Origin of the sequence: Pseudomonas sp. CMR5c (genome assembly GCF_003850545.1) — a bacterium.
Taxonomy (GTDB): domain Bacteria; phylum Pseudomonadota; class Gammaproteobacteria; order Pseudomonadales; family Pseudomonadaceae; genus Aquipseudomonas; species Aquipseudomonas piscis.
Genome location: NZ_CP027705.1, coordinates 63,917 through 80,249, shown reverse-complemented (window position 1 = coordinate 80,249; position 16,333 = coordinate 63,917). Strand labels below are relative to the sequence as shown.

At 64.8% G+C, this 16,333-nt stretch carries 17 protein-coding genes and 1 pseudogene; 8 read left to right on the top strand and 10 right to left on the bottom strand.

The genetic code is table 11. The features are described 5' to 3' along the window. Positions 1-42: 42 nt before the first annotated feature. Positions 43-963 (bottom strand): zinc ABC transporter substrate-binding protein ZnuA, encoded by a 921-nt coding sequence (locus C4K40_RS00425; protein WP_053137964.1) that lies wholly within the window; start codon positions 961-963, stop codon positions 43-45. 66 nt (positions 964-1,029) lie between these two features. Between C4K40_RS00425 and zur the strand changes: the two genes are divergently transcribed. From zur to C4K40_RS00405, 4 genes are read left to right on the top strand one after another with little or no spacing between them, the layout of a single operon-like run. Continuing rightward, positions 1,030-1,512, top strand: a complete 483-nt coding sequence (gene zur, locus C4K40_RS00420; RefSeq protein WP_031320873.1) for a zinc uptake transcriptional repressor Zur — start codon at positions 1,030-1,032, stop codon at positions 1,510-1,512. Then, entirely contained in the window at positions 1,512-2,282 is a 771-nt protein-coding gene (gene znuC / locus C4K40_RS00415) for a zinc ABC transporter ATP-binding protein ZnuC (RefSeq protein WP_022642274.1), read from the top strand. The genes zur and znuC overlap by 1 nt, the downstream gene beginning before the upstream one ends. Beyond that, the gene (znuB, locus tag C4K40_RS00410; RefSeq protein ID WP_022642273.1) at positions 2,275-3,063 is read left to right on the top strand and encodes a zinc ABC transporter permease subunit ZnuB; all 789 of its coding nucleotides are present in this window, start codon (positions 2,275-2,277) and stop codon (positions 3,061-3,063) included. Before znuC ends, znuB begins: the two co-directional genes overlap by 8 nt. Positions 3,064-3,100: 37 nt before the next feature. Next, on the top strand, positions 3,101-3,820 hold the full coding sequence (locus tag C4K40_RS00405; RefSeq protein ID WP_053137911.1) for a PA5502 family lipoprotein: 720 nt from the start codon (positions 3,101-3,103) through the stop codon (positions 3,818-3,820). A gap of 36 nt (positions 3,821-3,856) precedes the next feature. Here C4K40_RS00405 and katE read toward each other — a convergent pair whose 3' ends face one another. Next, positions 3,857-6,052 carry a catalase HPII gene (gene katE / locus C4K40_RS00400; protein ID WP_256224274.1) on the bottom strand — a complete coding sequence of 732 codons (2,196 nt, stop codon included), beginning with the start codon at positions 6,050-6,052 and terminating at the stop codon, positions 3,857-3,859. Positions 6,053-6,265: 213 nt separating this feature from the next. Between katE and C4K40_RS00395 the strand changes: the two genes are divergently transcribed. The 3 genes from C4K40_RS00395 to C4K40_RS00385 all read left to right on the top strand — a co-directional run bounded on the left by C4K40_RS00395 (position 6,266) and on the right by C4K40_RS00385 (position 8,782). Beyond that, complete coding sequence (locus C4K40_RS00395; RefSeq protein ID WP_022642270.1) at positions 6,266-7,273, top strand: methionine ABC transporter ATP-binding protein; 1,008 nt, start codon at positions 6,266-6,268, stop codon at positions 7,271-7,273. After that, complete coding sequence (locus C4K40_RS00390; RefSeq protein ID WP_022642269.1) at positions 7,273-7,947, top strand: methionine ABC transporter permease; 675 nt, start codon at positions 7,273-7,275, stop codon at positions 7,945-7,947. The genes C4K40_RS00395 and C4K40_RS00390 overlap by 1 nt, the downstream gene beginning before the upstream one ends. A 61-nt stretch (positions 7,948-8,008) precedes the next feature. Then, positions 8,009-8,782 carry a MetQ/NlpA family ABC transporter substrate-binding protein gene (locus C4K40_RS00385; protein ID WP_022642268.1) on the top strand — a complete coding sequence of 258 codons (774 nt, stop codon included), beginning with the start codon at positions 8,009-8,011 and terminating at the stop codon, positions 8,780-8,782. Between the two features lie 212 nt (positions 8,783-8,994). On the opposite strand, the gene C4K40_RS00380 is transcribed toward C4K40_RS00385, so the two are convergent. The 5 genes and pseudogenes from C4K40_RS00380 to C4K40_RS00360 form a co-directional block, all read right to left on the bottom strand. Continuing rightward, entirely contained in the window at positions 8,995-9,630 is a 636-nt protein-coding gene (locus tag C4K40_RS00380) for an SCO family protein (protein WP_022642267.1), read from the bottom strand. Then, entirely contained in the window at positions 9,627-10,529 is a 903-nt protein-coding gene (gene cyoE, locus C4K40_RS00375; protein WP_085593933.1) for a heme o synthase, read from the bottom strand. The genes C4K40_RS00380 and cyoE overlap by 4 nt, the downstream gene beginning before the upstream one ends. A gap of 63 nt (positions 10,530-10,592) precedes the next feature. Further along, positions 10,593-11,596, bottom strand: a pseudogene (locus tag C4K40_RS00370) (heme A synthase); the annotation flags it as partial. 10 nt (positions 11,597-11,606) lie between these two features. Next, positions 11,607-12,197, bottom strand: coding sequence for a hypothetical protein (locus C4K40_RS00365; protein ID WP_053137961.1), 591 nt, complete (start codon positions 12,195-12,197; stop codon positions 11,607-11,609). Next, a complete protein-coding gene (locus C4K40_RS00360) occupies positions 12,163-12,903 on the bottom strand; it encodes an SURF1 family protein (protein ID WP_053137902.1) in 741 nt (246 codons plus the stop codon). The genes C4K40_RS00365 and C4K40_RS00360 overlap by 35 nt, the downstream gene beginning before the upstream one ends. Before the next feature lie 70 nt (positions 12,904-12,973). On the opposite strand from C4K40_RS00360, the gene C4K40_RS00355 reads away from it, so the two are divergent. Next, on the top strand, positions 12,974-13,177 hold the full coding sequence (locus C4K40_RS00355; RefSeq protein ID WP_022642262.1) for a twin transmembrane helix small protein: 204 nt from the start codon (positions 12,974-12,976) through the stop codon (positions 13,175-13,177). 6 nt (positions 13,178-13,183) lie between these two features. Here the strand turns inward: C4K40_RS00355 and C4K40_RS00350 are convergent, their stop codons facing one another. The 3 genes from C4K40_RS00350 to ctaD all read right to left on the bottom strand — a co-directional run bounded on the left by C4K40_RS00350 (position 13,184) and on the right by ctaD (position 16,333). Next, positions 13,184-14,071 carry a cytochrome c oxidase subunit 3 gene (locus tag C4K40_RS00350; RefSeq protein WP_022642261.1) on the bottom strand — a complete coding sequence of 296 codons (888 nt, stop codon included), beginning with the start codon at positions 14,069-14,071 and terminating at the stop codon, positions 13,184-13,186. Between the two features lie 33 nt (positions 14,072-14,104). Beyond that, the gene (locus C4K40_RS00345; RefSeq protein ID WP_022642260.1) at positions 14,105-14,665 is read right to left on the bottom strand and encodes a cytochrome c oxidase assembly protein; all 561 of its coding nucleotides are present in this window, start codon (positions 14,663-14,665) and stop codon (positions 14,105-14,107) included. Between the two features lie 72 nt (positions 14,666-14,737). Further along, positions 14,738-16,333 carry a cytochrome c oxidase subunit I gene (ctaD, locus tag C4K40_RS00340; RefSeq protein WP_022642259.1) on the bottom strand — a complete coding sequence of 532 codons (1,596 nt, stop codon included), beginning with the start codon at positions 16,331-16,333 and terminating at the stop codon, positions 14,738-14,740.

Below are 16,333 nucleotides of genomic sequence, written 5' to 3'. Positions count from 1 at the left end.
CGGACTGGCCCGCGAAGAATGAAACCTGTGCAGGAAACCCGGTTACAGCTGCTCCAGGCAACCGGCCAGGTCGTTGCCGAGTTTCTCCAGCACCTGTTCATAGCCTGTCGCGGAGGCCGGGGTATAACCACCCAGGGCATCCAGCTCGGCCAGCTTCACCGGCAGCCCGGCCACCAGGGTTTCTGCCAGGCGCGGACGCAGGGGCGGCTCGCTGAACACGCAAGTCTTGCCCACCTGCTGCAGGCGTGCGCGCATGGCCGCGACGTGCTGGGCCCCCGGTTGCACCTCGGCAGCGACGCTGAACACCCCGGTGTGCTTGAGGCCATAGGCGTCTTCGAAATAGTCGAAGGCTTCATGGAAGACGAAATACGGCTTGCCGGCGATGCCAGCCAGGCGCGCCTTCAAGCGGGTATCCAGGGCGTCCAGGCGCTCGCTGAAGGCTTTCAGGTTGTCCTGGTAGCGCGCGGCGTTGGCCGGGTCGGCGGCGCTCAGGTCGGCCGCCATGCGAGTGGCGATCACCCGGGCGTTGACCGGCGACAACCAGAGGTGGGCGTCCAGGGTGCCAGGGCGATGATCGTGGTCATGCTCGTCGGCCTCCTCGGCGTGGGAGTGGCTGTCTTCGGCAAAATGCCGCAGCTTCATGCCTGGTAGGTCCTGTACCGCCACCGAGGGCAGGTTGCGGCCCTTCAAGACACGCGGCAGGAAGCCTTCCATGTCCGGGCCGATCCAGTACAAGAGATCCACGCTCTGCACCTTGCGCACATCGGATGGGCGCAACGCATAGTTGTGCGGCGAGGCCCCCGGCGGCAGCAACACTTCGGGAATCGCCACGCCGTCCTGCACGGCCGCGGCGATCAATTGCAGCGGCTTGATGCTGGTCAACACCCGGACCTCGGCCTGGGCCGAGCCGATCGCGAACAAGCTGAAGGTAAAAGCGACAAAAAGACGAAAAAGTCGGGGCACGATGGACACTCGAAGAGGCGATAACGGGTAACATAATAACGTCTCTCACCAACCTCGTCGCCGCTCATGCCTAAAACACCCCTCGCCAGCCGACCACACGACCACTCTCACTGCGTGCACAACGCACTGTCTGAGGCCGATGCCCTGTGCACGCGGCAGGGACTGCGCCTGACCGCCCTGCGCCGGCGGGTGCTGGAGCTGGTCTGGCAAAGCCACAAGCCCCTGGGCGCCTATGACATCCTGGCGGTACTCAGCGAGCAGGATGGCCGCCGCGCCGCGCCGCCGACCGTCTATCGGGCGTTGGACTTCCTCCTGGAAAACGGCCTGGTGCACCGCATCGCCTCGCTCAACGCCTTCGTCGGCTGCAACCACCCGGAACACGCCCACCAGGGCCAGTTCCTGATCTGCCGCGAATGCCACGCGGCCATCGAGCTCGAGCAGAAATCCATCAGCGACGCGATCATCGGCAGCGCCCGCGAGGTCGGCTTCGTGGTCGAAGGCCAGACCGTGGAAGTGGTCGGACTCTGCTCGGGCTGCCAGGGGGCTTGATGAGCACTGCATTGATCCGCCTCGAGCAGGTCGGGGTGACCTTTGCCGGGCAGCCGGTGCTGGACAACATCCAGCTCAGTGTCGAACCCGGGCAGATCGTCACCCTGATCGGCCCCAATGGCGCCGGCAAGACCACCCTGGTGCGTGCCGTGCTCGGCCTGCTCAAGCCCGATACCGGCAGCGTCTGGCGCAAGCCCCGGCTGCGGGTGGGCTACATGCCGCAAAAGCTCCATGTCGACCCGACCCTGCCGCTGTCAGTGCTGCGCTTTCTGCGCCTGGTACCCGGGGTAGACCGCGCCCGGGCCCTGGCGGCACTCAAGGAAGTGGGCGCCGAGCAGGTGATCGACAGCCCGGTGCAAAGCATTTCCGGCGGCGAGATGCAGCGCGTGCTGCTGGCCCGGGCGCTGCTGCGCGAGCCTGAGCTGCTGGTCCTCGACGAGCCGGTTCAGGGTGTCGACGTGGCCGGCCAGGCCGAGCTCTACAGCCTGATCACCCGCCTGCGCGACCGCCATGGCTGCGGCGTGCTGATGGTCTCCCACGACCTGCACCTAGTGATGAGCACCACCGACCAGGTGGTCTGCCTCAACCGCCATGTCTGCTGCTCCGGGCACCCGGAGCAGGTCAGTGGCGATCCGGCCTTCGTCGAGCTGTTCGGCAAGAACGCACCGAGCCTGGCGATCTACCACCATCATCATGACCACGCCCACGACCTGCACGGCTCGGTGGTGGTCCAGCCCCATGTCCACGGAGAAAACTGCAAGCATGGCTGATTTCCTGCTGTACGCCCTGCTCGCAGGTTTGTCCCTGGCACTGGTCGCCGGCCCCCTGGGCTCCTTCGTGGTCTGGCGGCGCATGGCCTATTTCGGCGACACCCTGTCCCATGCCGCGCTGCTGGGCGTCGCCCTGGGGTTCCTGCTGGATGTCAGCCCGGCGGTGGCGGTCACCGTCGGCTGCCTGTTGCTGGCGGTGCTGCTGGTCACCCTGCAACAGCGCCAGCCCCTGGCATCCGACACACTGCTGGGAATTCTTGCACCCAGCACCCTTTCCCTGGGCCTGGTGGTACTAAGCTTCATGCATGAGGTGCGCATCGACCTGATGGCCTACCTGTTCGGCGACTTGCTGGCGATCAGCCCCGGCGACCTGGCCTGGATCCTCGGCGGCAGCGCCGCTGTACTGTTGCTGCTGGTGGCGCTGTGGCGGCCATTGCTGGCCATCACCGTGCACGAGGAACTGGCCAAGGTCGAAGGGCTACCCGTGGCCTCGCTGCGCATGACCTTGATGCTGCTGATCGCGGTGGTGATCGCCGTGGCGATGAAGATCGTCGGGGTGCTGCTGATCACCTCCCTGCTGATCATCCCGGCCGCTGCGGCACAGCGTCACGCCCGCTCGCCGGAGCAGATGGCCCTTGGCGCCAGCCTGCTGGGCATGCTGGCCGTGGGCGGCGGGCTGGCGTTGTCCTGGTTCAAGGACACCCCGGCCGGGCCGTCGATCGTGGTCACGGCGGCCGCACTGTTTCTGCTGAGTTTTGTTCTGCCCCGTCGAGGGGTGTAGACTTGCTCGCTTTTTGCGCAATTAGAGAGTCGCAGGAATGAAGCCGTTCGCCTCCCGTTATCTGCTCCTTGTCGCATTTTCCCTGCTGCTGGGAGCCTGCCAAAGCACGCCACCGGCGGCCACCGAGGTCCCCGATGCGCGGGCCACGGCCATCGCACAGCTGCAGCAAAGCATCGCCAGCAACGAACTGGCGACCGCCGAGGACCAGCTCGCGGCGATGCAGGGGCAAACGCCGGACGATCCGCAATTGGTGCAGTACCAGCGCCAGCTGGCCGAGGCCTATCTGCAACGCAGCCAGATCGTCCTGCAAAAAGGCGATGTGAATGCCGCGGCCACTGCCTTGAGCCGTGCCCGGGCGCTGATGCCCAAGGCGCCGGCGCTGACCGGCGGGGTCAACAGCGCCATCGCCCACGCCCGCAAAGCCGAGCTGGACAAGGCCGAGGCCGCGCTGAAGGCTGCTGAAGCACGCCCTGCCGCCAAGTTGATCGACCCCTCGGCGCCCAGCACCACCATCGCCCTGAACGTCACCGACATTCGCAAGCTGCGCCGGCAGCTCGATGCCTTGGCCGCGGATGTGGTGAATTACCAGTGCGATGTGACCATCCAGGTACCGCGCCGCGAAGACTACCCCTGGCTCTCGACCCTGCTGGGCAAGCGGGTGAAGAAGCTCGACCCCGACTTTCAGCAGAAGATCAGCCGGCATATCGTGCGCCATGTGCCGGCGCAAATGGTCTTGACCCCACGCCAGGCGAAATGACCGTGGCCGGCAGCCCGCAGGCTGCCGGCAACCACCTCAGGCCGGGATCGCCCTGGCCCTGGGTTCGCGACTCCACACCCGATGCTGGGCGATAGCGGCGAAGAACGCTTTCAGGGCCTTGGCATCGCCACCGACGATCAAGCCCTCGTCCACCTCCAACCCAAGTACCTGCAACAACTCCCGGGCTTCGCCATGCAAGGCGATGGCCTTCAGGTGCCGATAGGCCTCGAGCAGGTAGTGCAGGGCGACTCCATCGCCCGCCAGGGCCTTGATCGACTGGGCGCCACCCGGCACGAACACCGCGTCAAACGCCACCGACGGCAACCCCTCCATCGACGCATCCACTGCCAATGCCTTGCCTTGGGCGGTCGTCACCGCAGCCGAGGTCGGCCCCAACAGCTTGGCATGGGCACCTTCGGCCTTGAGCGCCTTTTGCAGTGCGGCGATTGCCGCGCCGTCGACGCCATTGGCCACCAGCACCGCGACCTTGCGAGTCTTGATATCCCCCGACAACAGGTTGGCCTGGCTCAGGGCAGGCGAGCGCGACAGCGACACCTTGCGCTCGGCCACAGTGCCCTTGGCCGGAGCCTTCAGGCCGAGGTTCTCGGCCACGCGCTTGGCCAGCCGCAGGTCGATATTGGCCAGGATCTGCTGCACCTGCCGCTCGCGGATCTGCGGCCGATCGACCTTGCCCAGCTCGAAGCTGTAGGCGGCGATGATGTGCTCCTGTTCATGCTTGCTCATGCTGTTGTAGAACAGCCGCGCCTGGGAGAAGTGGTCGCTGAAGGACTCGCTGCGCTGGCGGATCTTGTGCGCATCGATGCGCTCGTTGTAGCTCTCGAAACCGCCGTTCTCCGGTGCCGGCGGGGTCTCCCTGGGCCAGCCGCCGTCGATCGAGTTGGGCTCGTAGGAAGCCCGCCCCTTGTCGATGGTGGAACGATGCATGGCGTCGCGCTGGCTATTGTGGAACGGCGCTACCGGCCGGTTGATCGGCAGCTCGTGGAAGTTGGGCCCGCCCAGGCGGCTGATCTGGGTATCGGTGTAGGAAAACAGCCGGCCCTGCAGCAATGGGTCATTGGAAAAGTCGATGCCGGGCACGATATGCCCAGGACAGAACGCCACCTGCTCGGTCTCGGCGAAGAAGTTGTCCGGGTTGCGATTGAGCACCATCTTGCCCAGCGGCGTGATGGGCACCAGCTCTTCAGGAATCAGCTTGGTCGGATCGAGGATGTCGAACTCGAACTTGTGCTCGTCTTCCTCGGCGATGACCTGCACGCCCAGCTCCCATTCCGGGTAGTCGCCGATCTCGATGGCCTCCCAGAGATCACGGCGGTGGAAATCGGTGTCCTTGCCCGCCAGCTTCTGCGCCTCGTCCCAGAGCAGCGAGCAAGTGCCCACCGATGGATGCCAGTGGAACTTGACGAAGTGCGAGCGTCCTTCGGCGTTGATCAAGCGGAAGCTGTGCACGCCAAAACCCTGCATGCTGCGCAGGCTCTTGGGAATCGCCCGGTCGGACATGGCCCAGATGACCATGTGCGCCGACTCCGGCACCAGCGAGACGAAGTCCCAGAAGGTGTCGTGGGCCGAACCGCCGGTGGGCATCTCGTTGTGCGGCTCGGGCTTCACCGCATGCACGAAGTCGGGGAACTTGATCGCGTCCTGGATGAAGAACACCGGCATGTTGTTGCCCACCAGGTCGAAGTTGCCCTCGTCGGTGAAGAACTTCACCGCAAAGCCGCGCACGTCACGCACGGTATCGCCGGAGCCTCTCGGCCCCTGGACCGTGGAAAAGCGCACGAACACGGGGGTTTTTTTCCCCGGATCACGCAGGAAACCGGCCTTGGTCAGCGCCGAATGGTCGGCATAACTCTGGAAATAACCATGGGCGCCAGTGCCTCGGGCATGGACGATACGCTCGGGAATCCGCTCGTGGTCGAAGTGGGTGATCTTCTCCCGCATGATGAAGTCTTCGAGCAGCGAAGGGCCGCGAGCACCGGCTTTCAGGGTGTTCTGGTTATCGGCGATCTTCACTCCCTGGTTGGTGCGCAGGGCCTGCCCGGTGGCATCGCTGCGAAACCGCTCCAGGCTCTCGAGCTTGGCGTTGCTGTTGCCCCGGTCCAGGGTGTCGGTTCCCGCGGCCTGGCTGTTCGGGCTGGTGGTTTTCTTGGTACTCATCAGACACATACTCCTCGTTGGCGAAATCCCTGGCGTGCCAGGACTTCGCGGGCGGATGCGCCGAGGCACGGCACCTGGGCGCTTTCGAGTGGCTTAGGTAGTGACTGGGGAGTCGCCGCGAGCGTTCCTTTTTTATGACCTTTGATCGCGTTATTGCCAAATGGCAGGATGATTACGAAATAAATGCTAAGAACCTCTATACGGACAGGCTAAAATGCGCGCCCGGCTAACCGCTGACCCCTTTCTAACGCGCCTCACAAGGTTCGCTACGTGATCGAGTTTCAAAACGTCCATAAAACCTACCGGGTCGCCGGTAGGGATATTCCCGCGCTGCACCCGACCAGTCTTCGGGTCGAGGCTGGCCAGGTCTTCGGCCTGATCGGTCACTCCGGCGCGGGCAAGAGCACCCTGCTACGCCTGATCAACCGCCTGGAAAACCCCAGCGGCGGCAGGATCATCGTCGACAACGAGGAAATCACCGCGCTGGACGCCGGCGGCCTGCGCCGCTTCCGCCAGCAGGTCGGGATGATCTTCCAGCACTTCAACCTGCTGGCCTCCAAGACCGTGGCCGATAACGTGGCCCTGCCGCTGCAGCTCTCCGGCGAGCTGTCGCGGACCGAGATCGACCAGCGCGTCACCGAACTGCTGGCCCGCGTGGGCCTGGCCGACCATGCCCGCAAGTACCCGGCGCAGCTGTCCGGCGGCCAGAAGCAGCGCGTCGGCATCGCCCGCGCCCTGGCCACCAAGCCCAAGATCCTGCTGTGCGACGAGGCCACCAGCGCCCTGGACCCACAGACCACGGCCTCGGTCCTGCAACTGCTGGCCGAGATCAACCGCGAGCTGAAGCTGACCATCGTCCTGATCACCCACGAGATGGACGTGATCCGTCGCGTCTGCGACCAGGTGGCGGTGATGGACGCCGGCATGATCGTCGAGCAAGGCGATGTGGCCCAGGTGTTCCTGCATCCCAAGCACCCGACCACCAAGCGCTTCGTCCAGGAAGACGAACAGATCGACGAGAACGAACAGCGCGATGACTTCGCCCATGTACCGGGACGCATCGTGCGCCTGACCTTCCAGGGCGAGTCCACCTATGCACCGCTGCTGGGCACCGTGGCCCGGGAGACGGGGGTCGACTACAGCATCCTTGCCGGACGCATCGACCGCATCAAAGACACCCCTTACGGGCAATTGACCCTGGCCATCTCCGGCGGCGACATGGAAGCGGCCTTCGCCCGCTTCGCCGCGGCGGACGTCCACATGGAGGTGCTGCGCTAATGGAAGGACTACTGAGTTACTTCGACAATATCGACTGGGTCGACATCGGCATCGCCACCAGCGACACCATGATCATGCTCAGCACATCCCTGTTTTTCACCGTACTGGTGGGCTTGCCGCTGGGGGTCCTGCTGTTCCTGTGCAGCCCCAAGCAGCTGCTGGAACAGAAAGCCGTGTATTCGGTGCTGGGCTTCGTGGTCAACGCCATACGCTCGTTGCCATTCATCATCCTGCTGATTGTGATGATCCCCACCACCATCCTGATCACCGGCACCTCCCTGGGAGTGGCTGGCGCGATCCCGCCGCTGGTGGTGGGAGCCTCGACCTTCTTCGCCCGCCTGGTGGAAACCGCACTGCGCGAAGTGGACCGGGGCATCATCGAGGCGACCCAGGCCATGGGCGCCACGACCCGGCAGATCATCATGAACGCCCTGCTGCCAGAAGCCCGTCCGGGCATCATCGCGGCCATCACCGTCACCGCCATCGCCCTGGTCGGCTATACCGCCATGGCCGGCGTGGTGGGTGCGGGGGGCCTGGGCGACCTGGCCATTCGTTATGGCTACCAGCGTTTCCAGGATGATGTGATGTCGGTCACCGTGGTGCTGCTGATCGTGCTGGTTCAGGTTCTGCAGATCATCGGCGATAAGCTGGTAGTGCACTTTTCCCGTAAATAAACGCAATCGCCGGCTGGCCGGCAGGCGCCCGGGGTCGGGCGACTTACAAGGAGCTTGTTCGATGAAAAAACTACTCGTCGCTTTCGCAGCCGTGGCCGCGTTCTCCGCGCATGCCGCCCAAACCCTGACCGTGGCCGCCACGCCGGTGCCCCACGCCGAGATCCTGGAGTTCGTCAAACCGGCCCTGGCCAAGGAAGGCGTGGACCTGAAGGTCAAGGTCTTCACCGACTACGTTCAGCCCAACGTGCAGGTGGCCGAGAAGCGCCTGGATGCCAACTTCTTCCAGCACCAGCCGTACCTGGATGAGTTCAACAAGGCCAAGGGCACCCAGCTGGTGAGCGTCGCCGGCGTGCACGTCGAGCCGCTGGGCGCCTACTCGAGCAAATACAAGCAACTGTCGGAGCTGCCCAACGGCGCCACCGTGGTCGTGCCCAACGACGCCACCAACGGCGGCCGCGCCCTGTTGCTGCTGGACAAGGCCGGCGTGATCAAGCTCAAGGACGCCAACAACATCCTGGCCACCGTCAAGGACATCAGCGAGAACACCAAGGGCCTGAAATTCCGCGAGCTGGAAGCCGCCACCATCCCGCGCGTGCTGACCCAGGTCGACCTGGCCCTGATCAACACCAACTACGCCCTGGAAGCCAAGCTGGATCCGGCCAAGGACGCCCTGGTGATCGAAGGCAAGGACTCGCCTTACGTGAACATCCTGGTGGCCCGTGCTGACGACAAGGACTCGGACGCCATGAAGAAGCTGGTTGCCGCCCTGCACAGCCCAGAGGTGAAGAAGTTCATCGAAGAGAAGTACAAGGGCGCGATCGTGCCGGCGTTCTGATCGACTCGCAGAAACAGCAACGGGGCGCCTTGGGGCGCCCCGTTGCGTTTCAGGCATTGCACCGGCGGCGTGTAGCCGCATCCAGAAGTCCCGGCACGCTTCGTGTAGCCGCTGCCGAAGGCTGCGTACGGCCTCGCAGAGAACGCGACCTGGCGATCCTGAAGGCGCTGCGCGCCTTGGCGCAGCCTGCGGCAGCGACTACAGGGCAAGCATTACTTGCGTTGCACCATCGCCGGTAGTTGGGCCACCAGCTTCTGGTTGTTCAATGGCGCGCGGATGAAGCCACGCTGGTTGCCGTCCGGGCCGATCACCGCCAGGTTGCCGCTGTGGTCCACGGTGTAGTTGGGCTTGCTGGTGTCGGCGGGGATGAAGGGAATGCTCACGGCATTGGCGAGCTTCTGCAGGTCTTCCACCGAAGAGGCGGTCAGGCCCTTGAAGTCCTTGTCGAAGTAACCCAGGTACTGCTTGAGCTGCTGTGGGGTATCGCGGTTGGGGTCGACGCTGACCAGCACCACTTGCATCTGGTCCACCACCTCCTTGGGCAGTTCGCTCTTGATCTGGCGCAGCTGGGCCAGGGTGGTGGGGCAGATGTCCGGGCAGAAGGTGTAGCCGAAGAACAGCAGCGACCACTTGCCCTTGAGCTCGTCCACCACCACTGGCTGGCCATCCTGGTCGAGCATCTTCACCGCGGGCAGGGTGCGGCTCTGGGGCAGCATGATGATACCGGCGTCGATCAGCGCGGTAGGGTCGCCCTGGCCTTTGCCGGACAGGACTTTGTTGACGGTCAGCCCCAGGATCAGGGCTACCACGGCAACGAGGATGAAGACGGTTTTCTGGGTTCTGGTCATAGGTTCAACAGTAGGTAGTGGTCTACGAGCAAGGCGATGAACAGCAGGAACAAGTAGTAGATAGAGTACTTGAAGGTATCGATCGCCGCGTGTGGTCGAGTGCCACGGTACAGCACCCACGCCCATTGCAGGAAGCGTCCGCCCAGGATCAGGGCGCAGGCCAGGTACAGCACGCCGCTCATGTGGATCACGAAGGGCAGCAGGCTCACCGCCAGCAGGGCGAAGGTGTAGAGCAGGATATGCACCTTGGTGTACTGCTCGCCGTGGGTCACCGGCAGCATCGGGATATCGGCCTTGGCGTATTCCTCCTTGCGATGGATGGCCAGGGCCCAGAAATGCGGTGGGGTCCAGGCGAAGATGATCAACACCAGCAGCAGCGGCTCGGCACTCAGGTGGCCAGTGGCGGCAACCCAGCCCAGCAGCGGCGGGGCGGCGCCCGCCAAACCGCCGATGACGATGTTCTGCGGCGTCGCGCGCTTGAGAAAGCCGGTGTAGACCACCGCGTAGCCCAGCAGCGAGGCCAGGGTCAGCCAGGCCGTGAGCGGGTTGGTGAAGGCCAGCAGCAACGCCTGCCCGGCCAGGGCCAAAAGCAGGGCGAAGGCCAGGGCAGCCCGGGGCGAGACCCGGCCCTCGGCCAGTGGACGCTTGTGGGTGCGGGCCATCTGCGCATCGATGCGCCGGTCCACCACATGGTTGACTGCCGCCGCGCCTCCCGCGCACAGGCCGATGCCCAGGTTGCCGAACACCAGCACGGTCCAGGGCACCCCGGCCCGGGTGGCGAGGAACATGCCCACCAGGGAGGTGATCAGCATCAGCACCACCACCTTGGGCTTGGTCAGTTCCAGGTAATCGCGCCATAGCGCCTGGGGGTGCTGGCGGGTGCCGATCAGAGTCGCCATGGCATCTCTCCTTTGATAGTGACAAGACCAGACACCGGCTTGCGTGGGCTGAGCCGCCAGCCCAGGGGCCGGCGCTCGCGGACCTGCACCAGGCTGGTCCGGGCGTGATAGTTGACCAGTACCAGGGTCAGCAACAAGGCAGCGCCGCCGGCGTTGTGAGCCACGGCCACCGGCAGCGGCAAGTGCAGCAGGACGTTGCTCACGCCCAGGCCGACCTGGGTCGCCAGCGCCACCAGTACCAAGGCGGCCAGGCGGCTCATGCCCACCTGGCGCAACTGCCAGGCCAGCCCCAGCAGCACCAGGCTCACCAGTACCGCGCCCAGGCGGTGGGTCATGTGGATCGCGGTACGGGCGTCGCTATCCAGCTGCCCGCCCAGGTAATTGGGGCCAATGTGCTGGGTCAGGTGGAAGCCATTGGCGAAATCCATCTGCGGCCACCATTGCCCATGGCAAGTGGGCAGGTCGATACAAGCCACCGCCGCATAGTTGGAGCTGACCCAGCCACCCAGGGCGATCTGTCCGATCACCAGCACCAGGGCGGCCGTGGCCCAGTGCTGCAGGCGCCGCGGCACGACCAGCGCCGGCAGCACCCCGGACAAGCGCAGGGTCAGCAGGAACAGCAGGCTCAGGGTGGCGAAGCCGCCGAGCAGATGCGCGGTCACCACCTGGGGCCAGAGCTTGAGGGTCACGGTCCACATGCCGAAGGCGGCCTGGGCGAACACCACCGCCAGAAGGAACAGTGGCAGCTTCAGCGGCTGCCCGGGATAACGCCGATGGGTCCAGGAGCGCGCGGCCAGGAGCACGATCAACAGCCCCAGGGTGCCGGCGAAATAACGGTGGATCATCTCGTTCCAGCCCTTGTGCGCCTCCACCGGCGCCTCGGGAAAGTGCAGCTCGGCATGGGCCAGCTGGGCCTCGCTCTTCGGCACGCTGATGAAGCCGTAGCAACCGGGCCAGTCGGGACAACCGAGGCCGGCATGGGTCAGCCGGGTATAGGCCCCCAGCAGCACCACGATCAACGCCAGCAGGGTGGCGAACAAGGCAAGGCGAAATCCAGGTTTGGCCATGTCGATGCCCTCATCCGATGTTCGACAGTTTCAGCAGGTGGCGCAGGTCGTCGAGCAGGTCCTTGCCCTTGACCCCGGCGTCATAGCGCAGCACCAGGTTGCTGTGGGGGTCGACGATCCACAGCTGCGGCGCCTGGGAGTCCCTGGCGCCCTTGGCGAAGGTCGCCAGGTCCAGCGGATAGCGCTGCAGTTGCGGGTACTCGCGCTGCAACCTGGCCTCGAACCCGGCGTCCAGTGGCTGGGCACTGGCCAGGGCATGGCTGGCCCGCGAGGCATCGCGGCCCAGGGCCACCTGGAGCTGGCGCGCCAGGTACACCAGTTGCTGGCAATCCTCGAGGCAGCCCCGGGGCGCGGTGACCAGGATCTGCCACCGGTTGTCCTCGGCGAAAACCCCGATCTGCGCGCGAGTCTGGCCATTGCCGATCATCTCGCCGTGGTAGCTGCGGCTGTCCGGCACCCAGAACTGCAGCTTGTACATGCAGGTGGCGAGGATCATCGGGCCGATCACCATCAGCACGATCAGCACCAGTTGCCAGCGACCGCGCCGCCGGCTGGGCATCCGGGTTTCAGAGATGTTGGGTGGATTCATGGCCGTTCCCATGGCGTTTCTCCCTTGCGTTGTGCCAGCCGAAGTAGCCGTAGAGGAGCAGCAGCGCCACGGCCATGGCGAACCATTGCGCCGCGTAGGCCTGGTGCTTTTCCGGGCCCATGGCGACCACGGGCCACTGTGTGAGATAGGCGCCGGGGCCGGATTCCTGGCGTACCTCATGGGCAAAACCTGTGCGGCCCAGCTCAGCCCACAGCTGGGCCGGCGCCACCGCCGTCACCAGCCGGGGCCAACGGGCCCCCGCCGGATCGGCATGCAGTTGGAACGCCGCCCCCGGTGCGACATAGACCCAGGCCTCGAGGTCCAGGCTCTGCGAAGGGGTGTCGAAACGCGGCGGCGTGCGCCGGTCGGGCCAGGGCAGCCAGCCACGGTTGACCAGCAACCAGCGGCCGCTGGCCTGGTCCAGGAAGGGTTGCAGCAGCTCGACCCCGACCTTGCCCTCGTGCATGCGGTTATCCAGCAGCAGGCTGTGCTCGCCATCAAAATGCCCGTGCAAGCGCACGCGCGCGAAGGCCGGGTCCGGCGCCTCCAGCAGCTCGAACAACGGCACCGGCGCGGCCGTCCGGCGTTCGGCATAGCTGTCCAGCAACTGGCGCTTCTGCTCGCCACGCCCCAGTTGCCAGAACCCCAGCCAGACCAGCACCGGCAGCAACGCAAGCACCACCAGGGTCGACACCAGGCCCGGGCGAAAGCCCTTCATGACCGCGCCGCAAGCTTGAGAAATCCACTCGCTATACTGACTTGCATCGCGCTTCCCCCCGGAGTCCAGCATGCTCAAAGCAGCCATCGTCCTGATGCTGATTGCCACGGTTATCAGCCTGTTCAGCGGCCTGTTCTTTCTGGTCAAGGACGACAGTCAATCCAAGCGCCTGCTGACCTCGCTGAGTATTCGGGTGTGCCTGGCCGTGATCACCGTGGGCTTGATCGCCTGGGGTTTCTTCAGCGGCCAGCTGGTGTCCCATTCCCCCTGGTAAGGCTGTTCAGAGCACGTAGACGAAAACGAACAGGCCGATCCACACCACGTCGACGAAGTGCCAATACCAGCTGGCGGCCTCGAAGCCGAACTGGTGCTCGGCATCGAAATGCCCACGCATCACCCGCATCAGCATCACGAACAGGATCAGCGTGCCGATGGTCACGTGGGCGCCGTGAAAGCCGGTGAGCATGAAGAAGGTCGCGCCGTAGATCCCCGAGCCCAGGGTCAGGCCCAGCTCGTGGTAGGCATGGATGTACTCCTGGGCCTGGAAACCCAGGAAGGCACAGCCCAGCACCACGGTCAGCGCCAGCCACAGCTTCAGCGCCCCGCGATGGCCCTTCTTCAGGGCGTGGTGGGCAATGGTCACGGTGACGCTGGAACTCACCAGCAACACGGTGTTGAGCAGCGGCAGGCCCCAGGGGCTGATGGTGCCCTTGGGCGATGGGAACAGCTTCGGATCGGGGTTCTCGAGCAGCGGCCAGACGAACTGGAAATTCGGCCACAGGGTGTGGGCGATGCCCTTGTGCCCCTCGCCGCCAAGCCAGGGCCCGGACAGGTGCCGCACGTAGAACAGGGCGCCGAAGAAGGCCAGGAAGAACATCACCTCGGAAAAGATGAACCAGCTCATGCCCCAGCGAAACGAGCGATCGAGCTGGGCACTGTACAGCCCGGCGCGGCTCTCCTTGATCACCGCGCCGAACCAGCCGAACAGCATGTAGGCCAGCAGCAGGCCGCCGACGAAGAAGATCAGCGGGCCGTGGGATTCCGGGCGCGCCGCCTTGAGGTCGTTGAACCAGGTCGCAAGGCCAGCCACGGTGATGAACATGCCCAGCGTGGCGACGATCGGCCACTTGCTCTGGGCGGGAACGTAATAGTGCTCATGAGTCGCCATTGATTGTTCTCCTTATCGGGCACGCCAGGGCGCCTAGCCGCCAGTCTTGGCGGCGACCGCCACCGGGGGATGACGCGCGGTGATATCGAACAGCGTGTAAGCCAGCGTCAGGTGCTTCACATCCTTGGGCATGTCGCGATCGACGATGAAACGCACCGGCATCTCGATCTGCTCACCGGGTTGTAGTACCTGCTGGGTAAAGCAGAAGCACTCGGTCTTGTGGAAATACACCGCCGCGCTGCTGGGCGAGATGCTCGGGATCGCCTGGGCGCTCATCGGGTGGTCGCTGGGGTTGCGGGCGATGAAGATCATCTCGTTCACCGCACCCGGGTGGACCACGATGTCATCGGACTTGGGGTAGAAATCCCAGACCATGTCGATGGCGTTGGTGGACAGGAACTGCACCCGCACCTGACGCGAGGCATCGACCTGCTGCTGTTGCGCATCCTGGTACTGCCCGCCGGTCTTGCCATTGATCCCCAGGGCCTTGCACATCACGTCGTAGATCGGCACCAGGGCGAAACCGAAGACGAACATCGCCACCACCACCAGCAACAGGCGCGTGACCAGCTTCCTCAACGAGATCTCAGCCATCCCGATACCCTCCTGCAACAAGTCGGGCGGCGCGCGGCGCCGCCCTGGAGAACAGGCCCGCGCCCGCGCGGGTCATTTCACTTCCGGCGGTGTGACGAAGGTGTGGTAGGGCGCTGGCGACGGAATGCTCCACTCCAGCCCCTCGGCGCCTTCCCAGGGCTTGGCCGGGGCCGGCGCGCCGCCGCGAATGCACTTGATGACGATGAACAGGAAGAAGATCTGCGTCGCACCGAAGGTGAAGGCACCGATGGACGACACCATGTTGAAATCGGCGAACTGCAGGTTGTAGTCCGGGATCCGGCGCGGCATGCCGGCCAGGCCGACGAAGTGCATGGGGAAGAACGCCATGTTCATGCCGATGAAGGACAGCCAGAAATGCAACTTGCCCAGGGTCTCGTCGTACATGTGCCCGGTCCACTTGGGCAGCCAGTAGTAGGCCGAGGCGAAGATGCCGAAGATCGCCCCGGGCACCAGCACGTAGTGGAAGTGCGCCACCACGAAGTAGGTGTCCTGGTACTGGAAATCCGCCGGGGCGATGGCCAGCATCAACCCGGAGAAACCGCCGATGGTGAACAGGATGACGAAGGCCACGGCGAACAGCATCGGCGTCTCGAAGGTCAGCGCGCCTTGCCACATGGTGCTCACCCAGTTGAACACCTTGACCCCCGTGGGCACGGCGATCAGCAAGGTGGCGTACATGAAGAACAGCTCGCCCACCAGCGGGATGCCCACCACGAACATGTGGTGCGCCCAGACGATGAACGACAGGAAGGCGATGGCCCCGGTGGCGTAGACCATCGAGGTGTAGCCGAACAGCGGCTTGCGGCTGAAGGTGGGGATGATCGAGCTGACCGCGCCGAAGGCCGGCAGGATCATGATGTACACCTCGGGATGGCCGAAGAACCAGAACACATGCTGGAACAGGACCGGATCGCCACCTCCGGCGGCGCTGAAGAAGCTGGTGCCGAAGTGGATGTCCATCAGCATCATGGTCACCACGCCCGCCAGCACCGGCATCACCGCGATCAGCAGGAACGCGGTGATCAGCCAGGTCCAGACGAACAGCGGCATTTTCATCAGGGTCATGCCCGGGGCGCGCAGGTTGAGAATGGTGGCGATCACGTTGATCGCCCCCATGATCGAGCTGATGCCCATCAGGTGGATGGCGAAGATGAAGAAGGTCACGCTCTCCGGCGCGTAGGTGGTCGACAGCGGCGCGTAGAAGGTCCAGCCGAAGTTCGGTCCGCCCCCAGCCATGAACAGGGTCGAGAGCAGCAGCAGGAAGGCCGCCGGCAGCAGCCAGAAGCTGAAGTTGTTCATCCGCGGCAGGGCCATGTCCGGCGCGCCGATCATCAGCGGGATCATCCAGTTGGCCAGGCCGACGAAGGCCGGCATCACCGCGCCGAAGACCATCACCAGGCCATGCATGGTGGTCATCTGGTTGAAGAACGCCGGCTCGACGATCTGCAGGCCGGGCTGGAACAGCTCGGCGCGGATCACCATGGCGAAGGTGCCGCCCACCAGGAACATAGTGAAGCTGAACCACAGGTAGAGGGTGCCGATGTCCTTGTGGTTGGTGGTCAGCACCCAGCGCATCAGGCCCTTGGCCGGCCCGTGGGCATGGTCATCATGGCCGGCATGGCCGTGGTCATCGATCACAGCACTCAT

Coding starts and splice junctions, on each gene's coding strand:
- C4K40_RS00365 (WP_053137961.1), bottom strand. CDS start 12,197: ATGGGAACGGCCATGAATCCACCCAACATCTCTGAAACCCGGATGCCC.
- C4K40_RS00355 (WP_022642262.1), top strand. CDS start 12,974: ATGCTCAAAGCAGCCATCGTCCTGATGCTGATTGCCACGGTTATCAGC.
- C4K40_RS00345 (WP_022642260.1), bottom strand. CDS start 14,665: ATGGCTGAGATCTCGTTGAGGAAGCTGGTCACGCGCCTGTTGCTGGTG.
- C4K40_RS00380 (WP_022642267.1), bottom strand. CDS start 9,630: ATGACCAGAACCCAGAAAACCGTCTTCATCCTCGTTGCCGTGGTAGCC.
- ctaD (WP_022642259.1), bottom strand. CDS start 16,333: ATGAGTGCTGTGATCGATGACCACGGCCATGCCGGCCATGATGACCAT.
- zur (WP_031320873.1), top strand. CDS start 1,030: ATGCCTAAAACACCCCTCGCCAGCCGACCACACGACCACTCTCACTGC.
- C4K40_RS00360 (WP_053137902.1), bottom strand. CDS start 12,903: ATGAAGGGCTTTCGCCCGGGCCTGGTGTCGACCCTGGTGGTGCTTGCG.
- C4K40_RS00405 (WP_053137911.1), top strand. CDS start 3,101: ATGAAGCCGTTCGCCTCCCGTTATCTGCTCCTTGTCGCATTTTCCCTG.
- znuB (WP_022642273.1), top strand. CDS start 2,275: ATGGCTGATTTCCTGCTGTACGCCCTGCTCGCAGGTTTGTCCCTGGCA.
- C4K40_RS00350 (WP_022642261.1), bottom strand. CDS start 14,071: ATGGCGACTCATGAGCACTATTACGTTCCCGCCCAGAGCAAGTGGCCG.
- C4K40_RS00390 (WP_022642269.1), top strand. CDS start 7,273: ATGGAAGGACTACTGAGTTACTTCGACAATATCGACTGGGTCGACATC.
- znuC (WP_022642274.1), top strand. CDS start 1,512: ATGAGCACTGCATTGATCCGCCTCGAGCAGGTCGGGGTGACCTTTGCC.
- C4K40_RS00385 (WP_022642268.1), top strand. CDS start 8,009: ATGAAAAAACTACTCGTCGCTTTCGCAGCCGTGGCCGCGTTCTCCGCG.
- cyoE (WP_085593933.1), bottom strand. CDS start 10,529: ATGGCGACTCTGATCGGCACCCGCCAGCACCCCCAGGCGCTATGGCGC.